Annotated in this window: 21 protein-coding genes; 14 read left to right on the top strand and 7 right to left on the bottom strand. The window is 55.3% G+C overall.

Annotation, left to right across the window (positions count from 1 at the left end; translation table 11 throughout):
• Positions 1 to 50 precede the first annotated feature (50 nt).
• On the top strand, positions 51 to 785 hold the full coding sequence (locus tag ACP90_RS26745; RefSeq protein WP_062491066.1) for a hypothetical protein: 735 nt from the start codon (positions 51 to 53) through the stop codon (positions 783 to 785).
• A gap of 39 nt (positions 786 to 824) precedes the next feature.
• Here the strand turns inward: ACP90_RS26745 and ACP90_RS26740 are convergent, their stop codons facing one another.
• A complete protein-coding gene (locus ACP90_RS26740; RefSeq protein WP_062491064.1) occupies positions 825 to 1,568 on the bottom strand; it encodes a hypothetical protein in 744 nt (247 codons plus the stop codon).
• 388 nt (positions 1,569 to 1,956) lie between these two features.
• On the opposite strand from ACP90_RS26740, the gene gmd reads away from it, so the two are divergent.
• From gmd to ACP90_RS28070, 7 genes are all read left to right on the top strand, one after another.
• The gene (gene gmd, locus ACP90_RS26735) at positions 1,957 to 2,997 is read left to right on the top strand and encodes a GDP-mannose 4,6-dehydratase (protein WP_022999225.1); all 1,041 of its coding nucleotides are present in this window, start codon (positions 1,957 to 1,959) and stop codon (positions 2,995 to 2,997) included.
• Between the two features lie 29 nt (positions 2,998 to 3,026).
• Positions 3,027 to 3,950, top strand: coding sequence for a GDP-L-fucose synthase (locus ACP90_RS26730; RefSeq protein ID WP_082809873.1), 924 nt, complete (start codon positions 3,027 to 3,029; stop codon positions 3,948 to 3,950).
• A 1-nt stretch (position 3,951) separates the two neighbouring features.
• Positions 3,952 to 5,121 (top strand): DegT/DnrJ/EryC1/StrS family aminotransferase, encoded by a 1,170-nt coding sequence (locus tag ACP90_RS26725; RefSeq protein ID WP_062491060.1) that lies wholly within the window; start codon positions 3,952 to 3,954, stop codon positions 5,119 to 5,121.
• A 103-nt stretch (positions 5,122 to 5,224) separates the two neighbouring features.
• Positions 5,225 to 6,214: a glycosyltransferase family 10 gene (locus ACP90_RS28080; RefSeq protein ID WP_082809872.1), complete on the top strand. Its 990-nt coding sequence runs from the start codon at positions 5,225 to 5,227 to the stop codon at positions 6,212 to 6,214.
• Between the two features lie 13 nt (positions 6,215 to 6,227).
• Entirely contained in the window at positions 6,228 to 6,788 is a 561-nt protein-coding gene (locus tag ACP90_RS28345; protein WP_145915855.1) for a CatB-related O-acetyltransferase, read from the top strand.
• Between the two features lie 132 nt (positions 6,789 to 6,920).
• Entirely contained in the window at positions 6,921 to 7,676 is a 756-nt protein-coding gene (locus ACP90_RS28075) for a glycosyltransferase family 25 protein (RefSeq protein WP_082809871.1), read from the top strand.
• Positions 7,677 to 7,725: 49 nt separating this feature from the next.
• Positions 7,726 to 8,583: an alpha-1,2-fucosyltransferase gene (locus ACP90_RS28070; RefSeq protein WP_082809870.1), complete on the top strand. Its 858-nt coding sequence runs from the start codon at positions 7,726 to 7,728 to the stop codon at positions 8,581 to 8,583.
• 60 nt (positions 8,584 to 8,643) lie between these two features.
• On the opposite strand, the gene ACP90_RS26720 is transcribed toward ACP90_RS28070, so the two are convergent.
• From ACP90_RS26720 to ACP90_RS26710, 3 genes are read right to left on the bottom strand one after another with little or no spacing between them, the layout of a single operon-like run.
• Positions 8,644 to 9,483 (bottom strand): FkbM family methyltransferase, encoded by an 840-nt coding sequence (locus ACP90_RS26720; protein WP_062491058.1) that lies wholly within the window; start codon positions 9,481 to 9,483, stop codon positions 8,644 to 8,646.
• A gap of 37 nt (positions 9,484 to 9,520) precedes the next feature.
• Positions 9,521 to 10,582, bottom strand: coding sequence for a glycosyltransferase (locus tag ACP90_RS26715; protein ID WP_062491056.1), 1,062 nt, complete (start codon positions 10,580 to 10,582; stop codon positions 9,521 to 9,523).
• Positions 10,572 to 11,519, bottom strand: a complete 948-nt coding sequence (locus tag ACP90_RS26710) for a glycosyltransferase (protein WP_062491053.1) — start codon at positions 11,517 to 11,519, stop codon at positions 10,572 to 10,574. Before ACP90_RS26710 ends, ACP90_RS26715 begins: the two co-directional genes overlap by 11 nt.
• 184 nt (positions 11,520 to 11,703) lie before the next feature.
• Between ACP90_RS26710 and ACP90_RS26705 the strand changes: the two genes are divergently transcribed.
• From ACP90_RS26705 to ACP90_RS26675, 6 genes are all read left to right on the top strand, one after another.
• Complete coding sequence (locus tag ACP90_RS26705) at positions 11,704 to 13,332, top strand: long-chain fatty acid--CoA ligase (protein WP_062491051.1); 1,629 nt, start codon at positions 11,704 to 11,706, stop codon at positions 13,330 to 13,332.
• Positions 13,322 to 14,140 (top strand): SDR family NAD(P)-dependent oxidoreductase, encoded by an 819-nt coding sequence (locus ACP90_RS26700; protein WP_062491050.1) that lies wholly within the window; start codon positions 13,322 to 13,324, stop codon positions 14,138 to 14,140. The genes ACP90_RS26705 and ACP90_RS26700 overlap by 11 nt, the downstream gene beginning before the upstream one ends.
• Positions 14,141 to 14,638: a MaoC family dehydratase gene (locus ACP90_RS26695; RefSeq protein ID WP_082809868.1), complete on the top strand. Its 498-nt coding sequence runs from the start codon at positions 14,141 to 14,143 to the stop codon at positions 14,636 to 14,638. It begins immediately after the preceding gene.
• Positions 14,632 to 15,618 (top strand): nitronate monooxygenase family protein, encoded by a 987-nt coding sequence (locus ACP90_RS26690; RefSeq protein ID WP_055656990.1) that lies wholly within the window; start codon positions 14,632 to 14,634, stop codon positions 15,616 to 15,618. The genes ACP90_RS26695 and ACP90_RS26690 overlap by 7 nt, the downstream gene beginning before the upstream one ends.
• Before the next feature lie 9 nt (positions 15,619 to 15,627).
• On the top strand, positions 15,628 to 16,863 hold the full coding sequence (locus ACP90_RS26685) for an acyl-CoA dehydrogenase family protein (protein ID WP_062491048.1): 1,236 nt from the start codon (positions 15,628 to 15,630) through the stop codon (positions 16,861 to 16,863).
• 235 nt (positions 16,864 to 17,098) lie between these two features.
• Complete coding sequence (locus ACP90_RS26675; protein ID WP_088665188.1) at positions 17,099 to 18,127, top strand: phosphotransferase family protein; 1,029 nt, start codon at positions 17,099 to 17,101, stop codon at positions 18,125 to 18,127.
• Between the two features lie 108 nt (positions 18,128 to 18,235).
• On the opposite strand, the gene ACP90_RS26670 is transcribed toward ACP90_RS26675, so the two are convergent.
• From ACP90_RS26670 to ACP90_RS26660, 3 genes are all read right to left on the bottom strand, one after another.
• Complete coding sequence (locus ACP90_RS26670; protein ID WP_062491044.1) at positions 18,236 to 20,350, bottom strand: 3-hydroxyacyl-CoA dehydrogenase NAD-binding domain-containing protein; 2,115 nt, start codon at positions 20,348 to 20,350, stop codon at positions 18,236 to 18,238.
• A gap of 99 nt (positions 20,351 to 20,449) precedes the next feature.
• Complete coding sequence (tsaA, locus tag ACP90_RS26665; protein ID WP_022999211.1) at positions 20,450 to 20,914, bottom strand: tRNA (N6-threonylcarbamoyladenosine(37)-N6)-methyltransferase TrmO; 465 nt, start codon at positions 20,912 to 20,914, stop codon at positions 20,450 to 20,452.
• Between the two features lie 46 nt (positions 20,915 to 20,960).
• Positions 20,961 to 21,869, bottom strand: coding sequence for a helix-turn-helix transcriptional regulator (locus ACP90_RS26660; protein WP_208993410.1), 909 nt, complete (start codon positions 21,867 to 21,869; stop codon positions 20,961 to 20,963).
• Positions 21,870 to 21,946 lie beyond the last annotated feature (77 nt).

Below are 21,946 nucleotides of genomic sequence, written 5' to 3'. Positions count from 1 at the left end.
CATGCAAGGTGCGGGAAGGCGCAGGGCACGGCTTTCAAGAGACGGACAGCATGGACGAATACCAGCTCAAGAATTTCCTCAAGTTCGCGCCTGCCAGGCTGGGGCTGGTGCCGAAGAAACACCTGCTCGTCCACATTCCCAAGAACGGCGGCATGTCGGTGCGCCATGCCAAGGCGCTGGAAGGCAATCTGGTTCTTGCCAACCGGCGCCGCCTGAAAAGCAAGGCTTATGCAAACGCGCTGATGACCTTCATGAGGGATCGCGGGCTTCATCCAGGCTACGAACATGCCCGGCTGCGGGATATCGACCTTTCGGTGCGTGCCGGCACGGTGCCTTTTGCGGTTGTTCGCAACCCCTGGGCACGGACTTTTTCCAGATTCAAGTTCTACCTACAGACAAGCGGATCCCACGAGGCGGAATTCGATCTGACGGTGAAGGGGTTCGAGGAATTTTTGGAGACGCGCCACGAGTGGGGCAAGGTTGATTTCTTCTGGCACCGCGCCTCGCTCGGCTGGTACCCGCAAAGCGACTATGTGATCGACGAGAGGGGGCAGGTGGCGGTCAATATCCTGCGTCAGGAAAAACTGGGTCCGGAACTGGCAAGATATCTTGGGGCAGATGACACGCTCGAACAGCGCAATATCTCCCGCAATGCCCGTGCCGACCAGCGAAAATTCTACACCGACAGGAATATCGAGATCGTCGCCGACTGGTACAAAACCGAAATCGAACTGTTCGGCTTCGATTTCGATACGCCAGCAACACGGAACGTCTTTTTCAGCTGACCTTAGTGCGAGAGTATTTTGTGGGCTTGAAGATGCGCCTTACTCTGTCCGGCTCCAGACGCTGTTTCCATCGATAACTTCCTTGGTTATCCCAAGTGCATCGCGGTGTTCCCGGCCGATGTCGATCGCCACATAGTCTCGCCGCGCGCCGATGAACCTGTTCCTGAATTGTGCGGTAAAGGCATTCAGGTCTGGGTTCATGTAGTTCAGTTGTTTTTCCGGATCGAGTGTCTCATCCATCAGCTCGGCACATCTTGCGGCGAAATCGCTGCGCAGGAAGGAGGGGCTGGTTCCGAAGATCGGCCGCTTCTTGTTGAGACCCTTGCCAAGATCCATTCCGAGGAATGTCCTGCGGCCGGGTTCATAATGATAGAAGGACCGATAGCCCCAGTTCTTTTCCCGGGTCATCAGGCTGATCTGGCGAACGTCGCGTGTCATTGCCTTATTGACTTCTTCTGGGCGGACCTCCCGGTTCAGCACCCAGTCGTCTTCCAGGTGGAAGCACCAGTCCGCAGCCGGCTGTCGCCAGAGCCAGCGGATTGCTTTTGTAAAGTGAGGCTTGTCAGGCTTGCGGGTGACGACATTGGCGAAATGCTGTTTGCAGATCTCCTCGCAGGCATCAACCTCCACAGGTCCGCCTTCAAAGGGATCGATGTTGACGTAAAGCGTTCCGATCTCGAAATGCCTGAACAACCGCTGTGAAAAGCTTGCCAGAGTTTTCTCCAACAGCGCAGGCCTTGCCCCCGAAACGAGGAGTACGTCGATTTTCACTGCGTCTGTCATCAAACCTGTCTGCAAACGAAGCCGGAAGTGACCACCGTTAATCCACCTGTGTTTGAAATCGCCTGGCGGTTCGTTGCCGTCGCGGTTATGCCAAGCCATCAGCCCGAACGCCAGCGATCTTTGACCTGCGGGCTGCTATATCATTATGACTTTTGCTGTTGCCAGTGCATGTTCAACGCACTCGGAAGTCAGGGTTCTCTTTCTTTTGATTTTGGAACCGACTATAACGCCCGGAATCTTCGGTGCGAATTGAGGTGCCGGTCGGACGCCAGCGAATGACCCACCGTTTGCGAACTCTGTCAAACACCAGCGCCGCAGAAATGAAACTCACGTCCGCATTGCTTGTTGAAGAAGCACTCACGGAACTGGATTGAAACAAAAGAGTCCGATGCAAAAAACAGCTCTCATCACGGGGATCACTGGCCAGGACGGCGCCTATCTCGCAGAACTGCTGCTAGAGAAAGGCTATACGGTTCACGGCATCAAAAGACGGTCATCGTCGTTCAACACAGGACGGATCGATCATCTCTATCAGGACCCGCACGACCGTGATGTGAAGCTGCACCTGCACTATGGTGACATGACGGATTCCACGAACCTCATCCGAATCATGCAGGAAACGCAGCCGGACGAGGTCTATAACCTCGCCGCGCAGAGCCACGTTCAGGTATCCTTTGAGACCCCGGAATATACGGGAAACGCAGACGCCCTCGGTACCCTGCGCCTGCTCGAGGCCATCCGGCTTCTCGGATTGAGCGAGAAAACGCGCTTCTACCAGGCATCCACGTCTGAGCTCTACGGCAAGGTACAGGAAGTTCCGCAGTCGGAAACCACACCTTTCTATCCAAGAAGCCCCTATGCCGCAGCAAAGCTCTACGCCTATTGGATCGTCGTCAACTACCGCGAAGCCTACGGCATGCACGCCAGCAACGGCATCCTCTTCAACCACGAAAGCCCGATCCGCGGCGAAACCTTCGTGACCCGCAAGATCACCCGCGCCGCCGCCGCGATCAAACTGGGCCTTCAGGACAAGCTCTACCTTGGTAACCTGGACGCCGAACGCGACTGGGGGCATGCGAAAGACTATGTCCGCGGCATGTGGCTGATGCTGCAGCAGGACAAGGCGGATGATTATGTTCTGGCGACAGGCAAGACTACCTCGGTGCGTGATTTTGTTAATTGGTCATTCTCTGAAGTAGATATCGCGTTAGATTGGCAAGGTTCCGGGGTAGATGAAAAAGGGATCGATGCGGCAACCGGAAAGGTTGTTGTTGAGATCGACCCTCGGTACTTCCGTCCGACCGAAGTCGATCTACTACTTGGTGATGCCACGAAAGCATTCGAAAGACTGGGCTGGAAGCATGATCGAAGTGTTCGCGATCTCATTTCGGAAATGGTTACAAGCGATCTGCGGGAAATGAAGCCTTAGCCTTAAATGCTTCAGGGATTCGAACTATAATGCCAAGAGTTTTGCTGACCGGCGGTTCCGGTATGGTTGGAAAGAACTTGCTCGCGCATGAGTGCCCCGACAACCTTGAATTTATTGCTCCCGACAGCTCGAAACTCAATCTTCTGGATTTCGACCAAACCGAAGCATTTCTGAAGCGAGAGAAGCCGGACATCATTGTGCACGCCGCCGGCGTCGTTGGCGGAATTCAAGCCAATATCGGGAGCCCAGTCCGCTTTTTGACCGACAATTGGAATATGGGCAGCAACTTGATTACGGCTGCTCGGTCTGCAGGGGTTCCTCAACTCCTGAATATCGGCAGTTCTTGCATGTATCCCAAGGATCTGGACACGCCCCTCAAAGAAGCTCAAGTTCTCAGCGCCTCATTGGAACCCACTAATGAGGGCTACGCTCTTGCCAAGTGTGCCGTTGCAAGGCTTTGCGAATACATCGTTCGTGAAACGCCGGAGTTTCAATATAAAACAATAATTCCATGCAACTTGTATGGACGCTTCGATAAATTTGATCCTGCTGTCTCCCATTTGGTCCCTGCTGTCATACGCAAAATTCATCAGGCAACACTTGCTAAAAACAAAACGGTTGAGATCTGGGGAACAGGAGAAGCGCGCAGAGAATTCATGTTTGCAGAGGACTTGGCGGACGCAATAGTTTTCTTCTTGGGTAAGTTTGAGAAGCTGCCGACGGTAGCAAATGTTGGTGTTGGAAAAGACTTCACCATTAACGAATACTACGAGATAGCATCTAATGTTATAGGCTATTCCGGCAAATTTACGCATGATCCGACCAAGCCGGTTGGCATGAAGCGAAAATTGCTAGATGTCAGTCTGCAGTCCGAAATGGGCTGGAAGCCCAAGACGAGCCTGAATGACGGTATTCGCCAGACCTACGAATATTTCCTGTCCCTTGGAGAATGAAATGAATTACCCACTTGCAAGTACAACCTGGGACGAGCGTGAATATGAGGCGCTTCAGCGAGTAATTGAGTCCGGCATTTTCACAATGGGGAAAAAAGTCGCGGAGTTTGAACAGGAGTTTGCAAGATTTGTAGGCAGCAATCATGCAGTCATGGTCAATTCCGGCTCTTCTGCAAATTTGCTCATGGTTGCGGCGTTGCGATATAGGTCGAACGCACCCATTCTGCCGGGCACGGAAGTAATTGTTCCGGCAGTATCCTGGAGTACTACCTATTATCCCCTTTATCAGTATGGGCTGAAACTTAGGTTCGTTGACGTCGATGCCGAAACTCTGAATTACGACTTGGAACAGTTGGAAGGGGCAATTACGCCCGCAACTAAAGTCATCATGGTTGTAAATCTACTCGGAAATCCCAATGAATTTGCAGCTATAAACAAAATTCTCGAAGGCAGGGACATCTTGCTACTAGAAGACAACTGCGAGTCTTTAGGTGCACTTTTTGATGGCAAACAAGCTGGTACGTTCGGACTCATGGGAAGTTACAGTTCGTTCTTCAGCCATCACATCTCCACAATGGAAGGTGGCTTGATCACTACCGACGACGAAGAATTATATCATATTCTTCTTTGCCTTCGTGCACACGGTTGGACGCGTAACTTACCAAAAGAAAATCATGTCGCCCCAATGAGCGATAATCCTTTCGAGGAATCGTTCCGGTTCATTTTACCTGGATACAATGTACGCCCTTTGGAGATGAGTGGCGCAATAGGGCTTGAACAACTTAAGAAGCTTCCAGATATGGTGCTTGAGCGTCGGAGGAATGCTGAAAAGTTTCGTGATTTGATGGAAAAATACCCATTCCTGAGAATTCAACGGGAAATTGGCCAGAGCAGCTGGTTTGGGTTCGCATTCACAGTCAAATCAGACATGGGCTATGATCGAGGGCAGATCATTGCTGCAATGAACAAGTCAGGTATCGAAGTGCGCCCCATAGTGGCGGGTAACTTTACGAAAAACGAAGCGATGACGTGGTTTGACTATTCAATTTATGGCGAGCTAAAAAATGCAAACGAACTCGACCGCCATGGTTTCTTTATCGGAAATCATCATTATCCGATGAATGAGGAGTTGAATCTACTGGAATTAGTTTTAAAACAAATAGATAAATAGAAGAACTTTTAAAATATGTAAAAGAATTGGCTTTTTTGAGAGAAAAAGTATATAGCATGTATTATAATAAATTTTCTAATTCAAGTTTCTGTTGGAGCCAATAATGAAAACTGCTGGTTTCTTATCTTCTGCTCAAGATTGGCATTGGGAACGACAATTTCCGCAGTCTATCCCTGTTTGGGGCGACATTGAATTCATATTTTCAGGTGATTTCGAAAAATGCGATGTGTTGATTGTGTTTGATGGTCTCCCTGATCATTATTGTGGAAATATTAGTGCGAAAAGTTGTGTATTCGTTGCTTCGGAACCTTCTAACGTCAAGACATATGAAAGTGAATTTCTGTCACAGTTTGATCTCGTTTTAACCACGGATAGAAGCTGTAAACATGGAGCTGTGCAATTCGGCCAAACTGGCTTGCCTTGGTTGGTTGGAGCTTGGTCAAACCAAGGTGCGTTACTGAAAAAGCCTTTGAATTTTGATTTTTTTGAAAATTTTTCACCTAAGAAAAGTAAACTTGTGTCCGTAGTCTCATCGGATAAAGCCTTCACGGAGGAACATAGAGCAAGGTTGCGATTTGTGGAAGCATTGAAGGAGTATTTTGGAGAAAAAATTGATTACTTCGGCAGGAATATTAATACTTTTCCAGACAAAATGACGGTCTTGTCAGACTATAAATATCATATAGCTTTAGAAAATTGCGCCATCAAAGACTATTGGACCGAAAAAATATCTGACTCTTACTTAACGATGACGCTTCCAATTTATCACGGATGTCCCAACATAAGCGATTACTTTGAAGCAAATTCATATAAAGAAATAGATGTTTACGATATTCAAAACTCAATAAAAAAAATAGAATGTATAATTAGCAAAGAAGTGTCAGAGATTGAAGTCGCTGATCTTAAAGAAAGTCGCCGAAAAGTTCTATATGAATATAATATATTTGCAGTATTAACTAATGTCTTGAGGAGCGCTCAATTTGAAAATTGCGGGTCGAGACGGAGAAAGAAAATAAACTCTGAAAGATTTTTTCGAAAGAATAAATCTGTATTAAAAAGAATGCGAAAACGCCTCGTGCAGAGATTTTTCTGATGAGGGAGCGGAAATGAAGATTTTTAAAAAACGAAAAACAGTACCTGATCGTTTCCATAGCACAACAAAGATACAAACTAGTGCTCGGATAAGTCGAGATACTGTGGTGGGGAGTTATTGCTACATTGGCGATCGTTGCGATGTTACCAAGGCAACCATCCAGAATTATGTTTCGATAGCAAATAACGTATCTATCGGCGCTGGTGAGCATATATTAAATGAAATTTCTACCAGCAGCCTTTTCTATGATGAGCCCTACAAGTTGCTTACCCAAGGTGATAGTTTAGTTTGCAGCGATGCGTGGATTGCTGTTAATGCGGTGGTCAGGCGCGGTGTAACGATCGGCTTCGGCGCAGTGGTAGGAGCTAGTTCTTTTGTGAATGCCGATGTACCCAATTTTGCAATAGTAGCCGGTTCTCCCGCGCGTATCATTAGATATAGATTTCCACCAAGCATTCAGGCACTAGTTCTCCAAAGTGAGTGGTGGGCTCTAGATTATGATGATGCAAAAAAAGCTATTCACGAGATAAAAAGATCAAAGCTTTATCAGGATTTTATTGCAAAAAGTCGCTAACGACTAGATTTTCGCATTCCATCACCTAGTGCAAGGCCGAAGTCAAACATTTTTTGACAGTAGTGAATGAAATTTATATTTTTTTGTGATATCATTTATTTCATGATAAATGTGACGTCCAGAGAAATGTAGATGAATTTTGAAACGAAAACTTATGTGGTGAACTTGAGGCGTTCAAGAGAAAGGCGTCTCGATATGAAAACAAAGCTTGAATCTGAAAATGTGAATTTTGAATTCTTTGAAGCTGTTGATGGTAAATTAGAATGTCATGAGCTTTTTGAGCGATACGATAGACGACGTTCTCTAAGAAATCATGGTTTTGAATTGTCTGCAGGAGAACTAGGTTGTTACGCTAGTCATTTCCTATTGTGGGAAAAATCAATTCAAGAAAATATAAATATGCTCATCTTAGAGGATGATATTAATTTATGCCAAAATTTTACTGCGGCAATGGAATTTGCAGAACAGGAAATCAAAAGATTTGGGTTGATTAGATTTTCTGCTCACAAACATAGAAAAATTGCAATTTGTAAAAAATCAGAAACTGGCATGAGAATCGTTCGATTCAAAAGAGGCCCTCATGGTACATCAGCTTATATGATTTCCCCAGTGGCAGCGAAAAAGCTTGTTAATGCTGCAAAGGTTTGGTTTGAACCTGTTGATGTTCACCTAGACCGTTTTTGGAAGCATGGTGTAGGCAGTTTCGGTGTTCAACCATACCCCGTTCACCACATGGGAATGTCTGCGGCCAAATCAGAAATCTGGCAAGGTGAGCGACGAGGAAGTCGATCAGCTAAGTTTCGTCGAGAGGCCCGGTTAATTCGAATGAAAGATTCGATCCTTAGGAGCTTGGCTAATATTGCCTATACCGGTCGTTGGATAGAATAATTAAATTACCCGCTTCGGAAATGATTTTAGAAACAACGAAAGTAAAAAATTGATAATAGTTCGGATAACTGGCGGTCTCGGTAACCAGATGTTTCAGTATGCGTTAGGCCGTTCTCTATCAGAGATATCAGGAAAAAACCTTAAATTAGATATTTCAGCATACCAGACTTATAACACGCACAATTTTTTACTTGATAAATTAAATACACGGTATGAAATTGTTGCTCAAAAAGAGGTCGAACAGATTTTCGGAGCCAAGAAAAGGATTTCGATCCCATTCATTTCATCTAATAAAGTAAAAATTGTTAAAGAAAAAGCACTATATTTTAATCCGAATATCATGAACGTAAAAAAAGATGCGTACTTCATTGGATATTGGCAAAGTGAAAAATACTTCAAAAATATTAGAAGCAAAATATTAGAAGAATTCCAGCCAAATGAGAAAATTTCCGAAAAACGAAAAGAAATATTGAACGAAATAAAAAGCGCCCGTTCACCAATTTCGGTACACATACGGCGTGGGGATTACGTAAGTAATATTAAAGCTAACAATATACATGGAACCTGCGAGCCAGAATGGTACAAAACTGCAGCTAATAGTATTAAAAATTACTTTGAAGATGTGACGTACTTTGTTTTTTCTGACGATCCAGATTGGGTTAAACGAAATATACGTTTTGATCAAAAGACAATACTAGTTGAGCCGGATGTAGATGGTAAAGATTATGAAGACCTGTATATGATGGCTGCTTGTGATGGTCACATAATAGCCAATAGCACTTTCAGTTGGTGGGGAGCGTGGCTAAACTCAAAGTCTAATAAGCGAGTAATTGCGCCTAGTCGATGGTTTAAGTCTCAAACTATTAAAAATGTTGATTTAATACCAGCAGATTGGATTTGTCTGTAGATTGAAAACCTATGTGATCCAAATTTTATCACTAAGAAGATAGCGATATAAATTACATATCTAAAATTTCGAAAATGTATCAAGGTCTCTCACAAACAACGCAGTCAGTCTCTTCGTTGAAATCTTTTCAAACCTGAACCCCTGTTCAACCAGAAAATGGCACACGGCTGGCAGTGTGGGTTCTTTGGTGAGGCCGCGTTCGGGGCCGCAGTCGACGCAGATGTATTGGACGCGGTCCAGGATCTTTGCAGCACCTTTGAGGATTTCGGGTTCTGCCCCTTCGCCTTCGATCTTCAGTAGTTTGATTGAACGGATGTCATTTTCTTCGCAGTAGTCGTCGAGTGTGGTCGTCTCGACCTCGACAACAGAGCCGTAGCCGGAAAACTCGATCAGAGAGGAATCGGCCGTGTCCGATTTTTCGTAGAATTTGAGCGTCGTCTTTTCGTACCAAAGGGCCCGTTGTTCGACAACGCCATCCGGGTTGTTGAGCTGGCAGCAGGCTGCCTCGTCCCGGCCGGGTTCGAAGGCGATGTAGCGGACGGACTTGCCTTCAAGGCGCAATCCGAGGCCGACCTCGCCTATGTTCGCACCGCAATCGATGACCACGTCACCGTCTGAAATCGTTGCCGGGTCGATGAAATAGTCGTCCAGAAGACCCTTGGTTCTCGGTTGAACACCGTAACGGTAGAAGCCGACGCGCTCGCTGTGAAGAAAGGAGATCTCCTGGCCCTTATCGTCCCGAACGCGGAAGACCGGCTCATCTGAAACAACCTTGATGTTCCAGCGCTTCTTGCTCCGCAGCGCATTCGAGAAGGTGACATACCAATTGAAAAGCTTCGCGAAGGTGCGCCGGTTCGGGTGACGGACGATGAAATTGTATAATCTTTTTTTCTTTTTCATGTTGGCGCCTGCGTGGGTTGCCTTGCGGTAATCGGTATCAGCTCTCGAAAAGCACTGTGGAATAGGTCTTGCAAATGGCTTCTTCGGAAAACTGGCCTTCCAGGCGGCGTTTGCCACCGTCAACCAATGCATTTTCCTGATCCGGCTTGCCGAGCAGCTGTTTGACCGACCCCACCAGCCCGTCAACCTCCCCGCAGGGGGACAACAGCCCGGTCTTGCCGTGGTCGATCAGCCAGCTTGGGCCCGGTGAGGCGGTGGCGACAACGGGCAGCCCGGCGGTCCAGCCTTCCAGGACAACGTTGCCGAGCGGTTCTTCGTCGGTCGGGCACAGCAGGATATCGGCAGCTTTCAGGAAAGGCGAGGGGTCGCGTTGCCAGCCGAGAAAGTGGACGCGGTCCTGAACGCCGAGGTTTGATGCCAGGGCCTTCATGTCGGACGTCAGCTCACCGTCGCCGATCAGCCAGGCATGAACGGTCTCCGGCAGGCCGGCGACCGTTTGAATGGCAAGGTCGAAGCGCTTGCGTTCGACGAAGCGGCCGAGGTGGATCAGCACCGTGGCGTCTTCGGGCGTGTTGTAGTCTGCCCGGTCGACCGGCTTCAGATCCGCGGGCAACGGATCGACAAAGTTGCTGATCACATGGGCACGTTTCGCAGGCCAGCCCATTTCGATGGCCTGGCGGATGATCTCCGGCGTGTTGCCGATCAGGTCCTCGACATTGCCATAGGTGTGAAAGCCGTCCGGCCAGTCGCCAAGGCGCAGGAAGGTGCGCATGTTCGGGCCGGGTTTCGGCATCCATTTGCTGGCCGGGCTCATCCAGCCCATGGTGGAACGCGCGCCGAATGTTTTGATCTGGCGGGCAATGTCCCAGCGGATGACATGGCGTTTCAGGTGCGAGCGGCTGAAGGTCATCTCGCGCACATCGCAGTGTCTGGCAAGGTCGTCGCGCCAGGGCCGGTCCTTTCGGATGAAGGCGATCTGCTCCACGCCCCGCCGGGCAAGGGCGCCTGTCAGACGCACGAAGAACCGTTCTGCTCCGCCATCAACGCCAAGATGAATATGGGCGAGTTTTTTCGGCTGCATCTGCGTGTCAGTGACCATCGATCACATCGTAGTAGTTATGCGCCCGGCCCAGAAGTCCTCGCAGGTTTCCCGAGCCTTTCATGAGACGGATCAGGCCATAGTAGAAGAGTTTCTCGCCGCGCTTTCTGGCGAAGGGTTTCAGCACGAAACCGACGATTGTCGCCAAGAGCCCGAAGAACATGCGCCGCAGGCTTTTGGGAATGAAATGCAGGGCGGCTTTCAGCCGGCCTTCGCGCAGCACGATGTTGAACGCGCCGGAGGTTGCCGCCATGTGCATGCGGCTCAGCAGGCGGCCGGTGGTGACGCGTGAGGCCGGAATGTCCTCCTCGACAAAGGCATCATCCACCCAGATCATCTTTGCGCCAGCCGCATGGGTGCGGCGGAAGAAGTCGATATCCTCGCTGCCGAAGGTCAGGCGTTCGTCGAACCGCAGACCAAGACCGTTCCGGGAGATGATGCGGCCGCTCAGCAACACGTTGTTGGTCGGCGCTTCGGTGATGATCGAGCCGGTTGGCCGCGGCTTCAGGAGCTGCGATTTCCACCAGTGCGGGGCCGGCTTTTCATAAATCCGGCGCACGGGGCCGTTGGCGACTTCGGCCTTGTGTTCCAGGCAGGCGGCCAGAAGTTTCTCGATCCAGTCCGGTTCTGCGCGTTCGTCGTCATCGATCAACGCCACCCAGTCCGGATTGTGTTCCAGCGCCGCGTTCAAGGCCGTGTTGCGGGCAAAGGGGATGCCCTTGCGTTTTTCGTGATGGAAGAAAACCGGCAGAGACAGCCTCTTCTTCACATCTTCTGCTGCAGCACCTGTGAAATGCGGCACGGGATCGTTTTCCACAACGACGATCGCCATCTGCGTGTTCGCGGGCGCGATCAGATTGTCGAGGCTATCCAGGCACGCCTGCAGCATTTTCGGCCGCTGCGCGGTGCAAACGGCAATGACCAGTTTCTGGGTCATGAAGGGGTCTCAACCATTCCTCTTGGGTTGGGCAGGGTTTGGCGCATGTGCCTGCCGCTGTCAAAGGGTTTCGGGAAAAGCCATCCGAGGAAATTGACCTTTCCAGCGCGTCAGCCGCGCGCTAGGCTTCCCCTTCAACCCTTTGAGGGACCGTATGAAGCGGCCGTGTTCTGGGAGGAAACACATGAAGGGAATGATGATGCACCGTCCGCTGAAAATCGCGGACCTCATCACCTTTGCAGCGGATACCTATCCGGCCGGTGAGATCGTGTCCGTGAGAACGGAAGGCGATATTCACCGCACCACCTACAAGGAAACCGCCGGCCGGATCGCCCGGCTGGCACATGGCCTGAAGGCACTCGGCATCGCTGAAAGCGACCGGGTGGCGACACTTGCCTGGAATGGCTACCGCCATTTCGAGCTCTATTATGCAATTTCCGGCATCGGCGCCATCTGCCACACCATCAATCCGCGGCTTTCAGCGGAACAGATGATCTATATCGTCAATCACGCCCAGGACCGAGTGCTGTTCGTTGATCTCACCTTCGTGCCGATTGTTGAAAAGCTGCGGCCGCATTTTCCGGCAGATCTGCGGATCGTCATCATGACGGATCGTGCGCATATGCCCGAAACGAAACTGGAAGGTGTGCTCTGTTACGAGGAAATCCTTGACGGACAGCCGGGTGAAATCGACTGGCCGGATTTCGACGAGGATCAGGCCGCCGGGCTTTGTTACACTTCCGGCACGACAGGCAATCCGAAGGGCACGCTCTATTCGCATCGCTCCACGGTGCTGCACGCCTACGACATGTGCGTGACCATTCCCCGGGTCCTTAACGAGGGCTCGCGCATCCTGCCGGTGGTGCCGCTATTTCACGTCAATGCCTGGGGCCTGCCTTATGGCGCGCCGCTTTCCGGCTCCAGCCTGATTTTTCCGGGCGGAGCACTGGACGGCAAAAGCCTGTTCGACCTGATGGACCGCGAAAAGGTCTTCTCCGCCTGGGGTGTGCCGACTGTCTGGATAGGTCTCATGAACGAGATCCGCCAGCGCGGCCGCATTCCCGAAGGCTTCGGCGATATCGTCGTTGGCGGATCAGCTGCCTCGCGTTCTCTGATCGAGGCCTTCGAAAAACAGGGCATCAATGTCTGCCATGCCTGGGGCATGACGGAGATGAGCCCGCTCGGCACCCAGTGCAACCTGCCGCCGGAGATGGCGGATCTGCCGTTCGACCAGCGCATCGACAGGAAGCAGAGCCAGGGGCGGCGGATCTTCGGTGTCGACATGAAGATCGTCGATGATGCCGGCAATCGCCTGCCGCATGACGGAACGACCCCGGGCCATCTCTATGTGCGCGGCAACACGATCACTTCCGGCTATTACGAGGATCCGGAAGCCTCGAAACCCGTGTTCGACAAGGAAGGCTGGTTCTGCACCGGCGATATCGCCGCCATCAGTCCTGAAGGCTTCCTGACGATCACGGACCGTTCCAAGGACCTCATCAAGTCGGGCGGCGAATGGATCAGCTCGCTCGACCTGGAAAACATCGTCATGTCCCATCCGGGTGTGGCGAATTGTGCGGTGATCGCGGTACCCGACGCCAAGTGGGACGAGCGTCCGCTGCTCATCGTTCAGCCGTCGGACGAGGCGCAGCCACAGAAGGAGGAGATCCTCTGCCATCTGGCGGAACGGGTCGCCAAATGGCAGGTGCCGGATGACGTCGTCTTCGTCGATACATTGCCGATGACGGCAACGGGCAAGGTGTCGAAACTCACCCTAAGAAAACAGTTTCCGGAGGCACCGCATGACGCCTGATCACTTGTTCGGCCTTGGCGGCAAAACGGCACTGGTCACGGGCGGCGCGACCGGGGTCGGCCGCATGGCCGCAGAGGGGCTGATGGCCGCGGGTGCGCGGGTGATGATCGCCAGCCGCAAGTTGGAAGCCTGCCAGGCGGCTGCCGAAGAGCTGAACGCGCTCGGCTATTCCGGAAAGGCGGAAGGCTTTGCCGGGGACGTTGCAACGGAAGAAGGTGTTGCGGCGCTGGTGGGCGAAATCGGCAAGCGCACCGGCAGCCTGGAAATTCTGATGAACAATGCCGGCACAAGCTGGGGCCAGCCGCTTGGCGACTTTCCCTATCACGCCTGGGAACGGGTGATGCGGGTGAATGTCACGGGGTTGTTCCAGCTGACGCAAGGCCTTTTGCCGCTTCTGGAAGCTGGCGCGAGCGACGACGATCCTGCACGGGTCGTCAACGTCGGCTCGGTCATGGGGGAAACGGCCCATGGCGACAGGGCCTACAGCTATGCGGCTTCCAAGGCTGCTGTTCATCATCTGACGCGGATCCTTGCCAAGGAGCTGGCGGAACGGCGGATCACAGTCAATGCGCTGGCCCCGGGACCTTTCGTCAGCAACATGACGGCCTTTGCAACGGCGGACGAGGATGTCCGCTCGCGTGTGGGAGCCCAGGTGCCACTCGGTCGTGTCGGCCGGCCGGAGGATATCGCAGCCGCCATGCAATATCTGTGCGGGCGAGGCGGGGCCTATATCACCGGCGCCATCCTGCCTATCAGCGGTGGTATCAATGTGGAAACCGGGCCAGACCTCTTCCAGGAGGCCTATTGAGTGAGCGCTGATACGCTGTCACGCACCCTTGCCGCAAGCGAGCTGGAAACGCTTGTCGGAACGGAGGTTGGCGTGTCTTCCTGGTACCTGATCGACCAGGCCAGGATAGACGCTTTTGCCGAGGTGACGCAGGACCACCAGTTCATCCATGTTGATCCTGAAAGGGCGGCGGAAACACCTTTCGAAGGTACGATCGCGCACGGCTTTCTGACGCTGTCGCTCCTCTCCGCGATGGGGGTTGAAGCCCAGCCGAAGATCAAGGGCGCAACGATGGGCATCAATTACGGTTTCGACAAGGTGCGTTTTCTTGCACCCGTAAAGGTGGGCAGCCGGGTCCGCGGGCGGTTTGTCCTCGCCCGTCTTTCAAGGCCGAAACCGCAAGAGGTTGATATCGTCTGGCAGTCGACGGTGGAGATCGAGAACGGCAAGCGGCCTGCGCTGGTCGCCGAATGGCTCAATCGGTTCTACCTGGAAGAAGAGGCGGACAAATCATGTTGAAGGCAAGATCCCTTCCCAAGGCTTTGCAGGGCTTGAGGCTTCCGGCTGTCGCGGCACCACTCTTTATCGTCTCCTGTCCGAAGCTGGTGATCGCCCAGTGCAAGGCCGGGATTGTCGGCAGTTTTCCGGCGCTCAACGCAAGGGACGAGCCTGGCGGTCCGGTTGTTCTGGAAGCCTGGCTGAAGGAGATCACCGAAGCGCTGGACCGGCACAACCAGGAAAATCCGGATCGGCCTGCCGCGCCTTTCGCGGTCAACCAGATCGTCCACCGGTCCAATGAGCGACTGGAGCGGGATGTCGAAATCTGCACGCGGTGGAAGGTGCCAGTCTGGATCACGTCCATGGGCGCGCGGGTCGAGGTGAACGAGGCGGCCCATTCCTGCGGCGGCATCGCCCTGCATGATGTCATCAACAACACCTACGCAAAAAAGGCCGTCGAAAAAGGCGCCGACGGGCTGATTGCGGTGGCGGCAGGGGCAGGTGGTCACGGTGGCCCGCAGTCACCTTTCGCGCTGGTGCGCGAGATCCGGGAATGGTTCGACGGTCCGCTGCTTCTGGGCGGGGCCATCTCCACCGGCGAAGCCCTGCTCGCGGCCCGCGTTCTGGGCGCCGACCTCGGCTATGTCGGCTCGCCTTTCGTTGCCACGGAGGAAGCCAACGCGGACCGGACCTACAAGGACATGATGGTCGCAGGCGGGGCCGAGGACGTGCTGACGTCCTCGCTCTTTACCGGACATCCGGCCAACTACCTGAAAGGCTCCATTCGCAAGGTCGGTCTTGATCCCGATCATTTGCCGGACGAGTGGGACGTCAGCGTCATGCCGGACGACAGTCCCAAGCCGAAGGCCTGGCGGGAAATCTGGGGCGCTGGCCAGGGCATCGGCGCGATCAAGTCTGTCGGGCCGGCAGCCGCCGTGGTCGAGCGCCTGGAAACCGAATACCGCGCCGCCATTGAGCGGCTGCGCGCCGATATCTGTTAGGGGGAAGTGATGGATCTTGGAATGACCGAACGGGTGCGGCCGCTGATCGAGCAGGTGCGCCAGATGGTGGAAACCGAAATCGCTCCTCTCGACCGGGAATATCACGAGGAAGTCGGCCGTCACCCGTCCGGTGATCGGTTCCGGATGACGGAGCGCCAGCTTGAAATTCTGAACAGCCTCAAGGCCACGGCCAAGGAACGTGGGCTCTGGAATTTCTGGCTGACGGACAGCGAAAAAGGCTTCGGCCTGACGACCGTGGAATATGCCTATCTGGCCGAGGAAATGGGCAAGGTTGGCATCGCCGCGGAAGTCTTCAACTGCAATGCCCCCGACACGGGCAATATGGAAGTGCTGGAGCGCTACGGCACCGAGGCTCACAAGGAAAAGTGGCTGAAGCCTCTGCTTCGGGGCGATATCCGCTCGGCCTATCTGATGACGGAGCCCGATGTTGCCTCCTCGGATGCCACCAACATCGCGCTGACGGCTGTGCGCGATGGCGATGCCTGGGTGCTGAATGGCGACAAGTGGTGGGCAACGGGTGCGGGCGATCCGCGCTGCGCGCTCTACATAGTCATGGCCGCAACCGATTCGGACGCCCACAAGCACAGCCGCCATTCCATGTTCCTGACCCCGGCGGATGCCGAGGGCATCGAAGTGCTGCGGCCGATGCATGTCTTCGGCGCCGACGATGCGCCGCACGGCCACATGCACATCCGCTTCACCAATGTGCGGGTGCCGCAGGAAGACCTCGTGCTGGGCGAAGGTCGGGGTTTCGAGGTTGCACAAGGACGCCTTGGTCCGGGTCGCATTCACCACTGCATGCGGGCCATCGGCCAGGCGGAAAAGGCGCTGGAACTTCTGTGCAAGCGAGCGATGGGCCGGGAGGCCTTTGGCAAGAAGCTGATGGATCTTGGCGCCAATTACGACATCATCGCCAATGCGCGCATGGAAATTGAAATGGCCCGTCTGCTCTGCCTCAAGGCAGCCTGGGTGATGGACACACAGGGCACCCGTGCCGCGCAGCCGTGGATCAGCCAGATCAAGGTGGTGGCGCCCCTCACCGCCCTGAAGGTGGTCGACGAGGCCATGCAGGTGCATGGCGCCGCCGGTATCAGCCAAGACTTTCCGTTGGCGGCCATGTGGACACACCTGCGCACCCTGCGCTTTGCCGACGGTCCCGACGCCGTCCACCGTCGCCAGGTTGCGCGCACGGAGCTGCGGAAATATTCCAACGGGAAGCTGTGAGGATGGACTTTCTTCAGCTTTCAATCAGGAGCGACCGCCACGACGCCTTGCCTCCCCATCTCCTCATCCTGAGGAGCCGCCCTTGCGGCATCTCGAAGGATGGGCCCCTTGCTCCAGAGTTTGCCGCCCATCCTTCGAGACAGCGCTGCGCGCTTCCTCAGGATGAGGAGGTGGGGAAGAAAGCGGCCGATGGACTGGTTCAAGGAATGGGTTTCACCACACGGACATCCCGCTCATGACCTTGGGCACGGACCTCGACCTCACGGCCTTAGGTAGCTGGCTGGAAGGGGCTCTTCCCGGCTTCAAGGGCCCGCTCAAGGCCGAGAAGTTCAACCGGGGGCAGTCCAACCCCACGTTCCGGCTCAGCGCAGCGTCTGGTGACTATGTCCTTCGCCGCAAACCACCCGGCGTGCTGCTGAAATCAGCGCACGCGGTCGAGCGTGAGTTCCGCGTGCAAAAGGCGCTGGCCGGGTCGGATGTGCCGGTCGCACGCATGCATGTCCTGTGCGAGGACGACAGCGTGATCGGGTCTGCGTTCTACGTCATGGATCTCGTCCGGGGCCGCAACTTCGATGAACCGCGCTTGCCGGATCTGGATCCGCAAACACGGCGCGGCATCTATGACGAGTTGAACCGCGTCCTGGCGGCCATCCATGGGATTGATCTGGAAGCGCGCGAGCTTGCCGACTACGGCCCCGGCGGGAATTACTACCGCCGCCAGATCGACCGCTGGACCAAGCAATACCGGGCAAGTGAAACCGGCCCTATTCCCGCGATGGACGAACTCATTGCCTGGCTAGACGCCAATGTGCCCGAAGACGACGGACGGCGCACGCTGGTGCATGGCGACTATCGCATCGACAACCTCTTGTTCGCGGTAGATGGGCCAGCCTGCGTTGCCGTGCTCGATTGGGAACTGTCGACCATTGGCCATCCGTTTGCGGACCTGGCAGCCTTGATCATGCAGTGGCAGCACCCGCCCGGCACCGAAGGCCGAGGGCTGGCCGGTGTTGACCGGAAGTCGCTGGGCATTCCGGAAGACCAGGACTTCATCGACGCTTACTGCGCCCGCATGGGGCTCACCGGCATTCCGGGTTTCGGTTTCTACCTGGCCTTCGCCTTCTTCCGCATGGGGGCGATCCTGCAGGGCGTCAAGAAACGCGCCCTCGACGGAAATGCCTCCAATCCGGAGCTCGGTTTGAAGCTGGGCGAGAGCGTTCCGCACTACGCCGCTGGCGGCTTGAAGGCGGCCCGACAAGGCTAGACACCCTCCAGAAAGCCGCAAGAGGCTCGTCCGGGGTGACATCTTGTGTGGTGGCGTATGCTTTTCCTCATCAACACCGCGCGCAGCGGCGCGGCTTGCCGCCCTTGGTCAGCCCTTCGCGTTCATCTCCGCAAAGGTTCCACCAGTTTCGGCGATCTGCCGCAGGAGAGCAGGGACTTTCCAGTAGTAGGCGTCTTCCTTGGCATACTCTTCGATCCGGCGAACCAATTCACCCGCGCCGATGACATCTGCCGTGTGCAGCGGGCCGCCGCGGAAACGCGGGAAGCCGTAGCCGTTGAGGAAGACGGCGTCGATGTCGATCGGGCGAAGCGCGATGCCTTCCTCCAGAACGCGCACGGCTTCGGAAATCATCGCGGTCATGAAGCGGCTGACGATTTCATCTTCCGTGAAGCTGCGCGGTGTGACACCGGCTTTCTCCCGTTCCGTGTCGATGATAGCGAGCGCTTCCGGGTTCGGCCGGGAACCCTGATCATCGTAGATGTAGAAACCCTGACCAGTCTTGCGTCCGAACCAGCCGGTTTCGCAAAGACGGTCGGCAATCGGAATATAGCGTTCCTCGGCGGGTCTGGTGGCGGCGCGGCGCTTGTTGGCTGCCCAGCTGATGTCGAGCCCGGCAAGGTCGGCCACCTGGTAAGGCCCCATGGCAAAGCCGAAGCCGCGCATGGCTGTGTCGATCTGTTCCGGCGAGGCGCCATCCATCATCATGTAATCGGCTGCCTTCTTGTAGAAGGTCATGATGCGGTTGCCGATGAAGCCGTCGCAGACGCCCGAGCGCACGGCGATCTTCTTCAGTTTCCTGGCCAGTGCGAAGCCGGTTGCAACCACGTCGTCGCCGGTCTTGTCGGCAACCACCACTTCCAGAAGCCGCATTACGTGGGCGGGCGAGAAGAAGTGAAGGCCGATGACATCCTGCGGACGGGAGGTCGTCGCGGCGATCTCGTTGATGTCGAGATAGGATGTGTTGGACGCAAGCACGGTGCCTGCCTTGCAGACCTTGTCCAGCGTCTGGAAGATGTCGCGCTTGACGCCCATGTCCTCAAAAACGGCCTCGATGACGAGATCTGCATCCGATAACGCGCCAAGATCCGTCGAGGTGCCGAGTTTCGCGGCCAGAATGTCGTCGCGGCCAGCTTCCGAAAGCTTGCCGCGTTTGACCGCACCGTCAAGGTTCCTGGTGATCGTCGCAACACCGCGGTCAAGTCCGTCCTGGTCGCGTTCGGTCAAGGTTACGGGCAGGCCGGCTAGCAAGATGGCAGTTGCGATGCCGGAGCCCATGGTGCCGCCGCCGATGACACCGACAGAGTTGATCTCGCGCGTGGTCGCGGTGGCTTCGGGGATCTTGGTGACGGCGCGTTCGGAAAAGAAGGCGTGGATCAGGCCGGCCCGCTGGGGGCTTGCCATGCATTCCTCGTAGAGCCGGCGCTCTTCCTTCATGCCGTCGCGGATCGGCAGGTGGCAGGCTTCGACGGCATCGACGCATTTGTGCGGCGAGAACAGCAGCGGCTGGCTCTTGGCGAGCTTTGCCCGCATCGCCTCGATGGCGGCGGGATCCGGTTCGGCGGTCAGATCGCCCGTCTTGCGGTTCGGCAGATCACCGGCCAGAAGATCCTTGGCGGAGGAGAGGGCAACGTCACGCGGATCGCCTTCAACGATCCGGTCGATCAGGCCGTTGGCCAGGGCCTCGTCGGCACCCATAGGCTTACCGCCGGTAATCATGTCGAGAGCCGTCGCGATACCGGCAAGCCGGGGGGCGCGTTGGGTGCCGCCGGCGCCCGGCAGAATGCCGAGCGTCACTTCCGGCAAGCCCACCTTGGATCCCGTCAAGGCTACACGGGCGTGGCACGACATGGCAACTTCCAGGCCGCCACCAAGCGTGGTGCCGTGCAGGACGCAGACGATCGGCCTGGAGGCGCTTTCGATGAAGTTACACAGTTCGGGCAGCCACGGGTCGAGCGGCGGCTTGCCGAATTCCCGAATGTCGGCACCGGCAATGAAGGTCCGTCCCTTGGCATAAAGCGCGATCACCTCAACGCCGTCGGTCTGCTGCAGCGTTTCCACTGCCTGCCACAAGCCGGAGCGAATCGCGTGGGAGGCAGCATTCACCGGCGGATTGTCGAGAGCGATGAGGCCGACAGAGCCGTTGATCTCGATCGAGACGACGTCGTTGATACCGGTTTCGCCGGCAGGGGTTTCCGTAGGCATGAATTCCTCCCAGGGCGCCAGTCGGGGCGCGAATTTTGGGCCGGATTGTCAGGTCCGGGCAGAGCTTGTCAAGGTGACCGAAGAGGGCAAGTGAAGTGTTCAGTCCTTCGGCGGCGCTTTCGGTGTGAAAGCACAGCGGTCAGGTTTCAGGTCGATAAGCGGGGTGCCGTCGAGGCAGTCAAGCCCGCGCACGATCAGGTTCGGACCATCGACGGAAACGAGTTTTGCCAGAACGGTGCCGATCGGGTTCGGCCGGACGGGCGAGCGCAGGGCAAAGGTACCGAAAATGTTGTCGCTATGTGCCGGGTTCTGGACGATGAGGTCCCGCCGGGCCTTGTCGAGCCAGTAAAGCAGTTCAATCCTGTCGTATTCTTCGATGCCCTTCAGTGCCGGGACCCAGGGCTCGAAAATCTCGATCCGGCACTCCGGTCCGTCCACCTTGCCCTGGCGCGGGCAATCCTTGCGGTCCTTCCAAGGGGTGTGGATCCTGCCGATGAAGAAGAGCCTTGCATCGTCCGGTTCCTGGATCGGAACCGAAATTTCATGCGGGCGGATATCGCTCATCGTTGTCTTTCCTGAATATATGCCGGAACACTGAAGGCGGCGCGGGTCAAGCGGACAACCAGCGGACGGAGCCGTGGCCGGCCAGGTCATAACCGCCGAGCGCCGCGGCCTTGTCCCGGAACTCTGACGTTCGTGCAAATTCGAACAGCATCTGAACAGGCGGGGTGAAAAAGGAGCGCCGATCGATAAGCAGGTCGAAGCATTCCTCGGCCAGCGGCACGAAGGCCAGCTTGAAAGGTCTTGCCGCGGTTTCGATGCCGAGCGCGGCATCGGCTTCACCGGCGGCAACGGCCGACGCCGCATCGTTTTCCGTGTGGGCGGTGGCAGGGCCGGTGGTCAGATCTGCTTCGCTCAGGCCGGCATCGGCAAGCAGCCTGGAAAACAGGAGGGCAGTGCCGGTGCCCGGCTGGCGCATGGCAACGCGCCTGCCTTTCAGATCGGCAACGGATCGAACAGCCGGTGCAGCCTCCCGGGAAACCAGAAGACCGCGTTTGCGGGATGCCCAGCTGATCAAGACCGCGTCCTTCAGGCCCAGTTCGCTGATTGACGCGACATTCCAGCCGTTTTCTTCCGGCAGATGCAGGCCGGCAAGGGCGGCGTCTCCGGCGGCAAAGCGGTTCAGACCGTCCGCGCTGCCGTTGCACAGCATGGCCAGTCCGCATCCGGAGGCATGAACCGCCCAGTCCAGCAGGGGGTCGTGTGATCCGGCCAGAACGCCCGGGCGTTCAGGTGTCGCGGCGGCAGTCGGACCTTCGATCCAGGACCGCAGTTCGGCTGCGGGAAACAGGAGTTTGCCCGTGATTCGCCGATGCGGGATCTCGTTGGCGGCGGCAAGGTCGTAAACCTTGCGTTCCTTGACCCGCAAAAGGTCGGCCACTTCCTTCGTGGTCAGGAACTGAAGCTGCTGTGTGCCGGTGTCGTGCAAGGTGTTGCCCATGATTGATTCAAGGGACATTATCGGAGGAACTTCCGGAGAGACAAGACTGTCCGGAAAGACTTCACCTGGTCGGTTTGACGGATAAAGGAAACCGT

The sequence above is a fragment of the Labrenzia sp. CP4 genome (assembly GCF_001579905.1).
Taxonomy (GTDB): Bacteria; Pseudomonadota; Alphaproteobacteria; order Rhizobiales; family Stappiaceae; genus Roseibium; species Roseibium algicola.
This window is presented reverse-complemented; position numbering and strand designations above follow the sequence as displayed.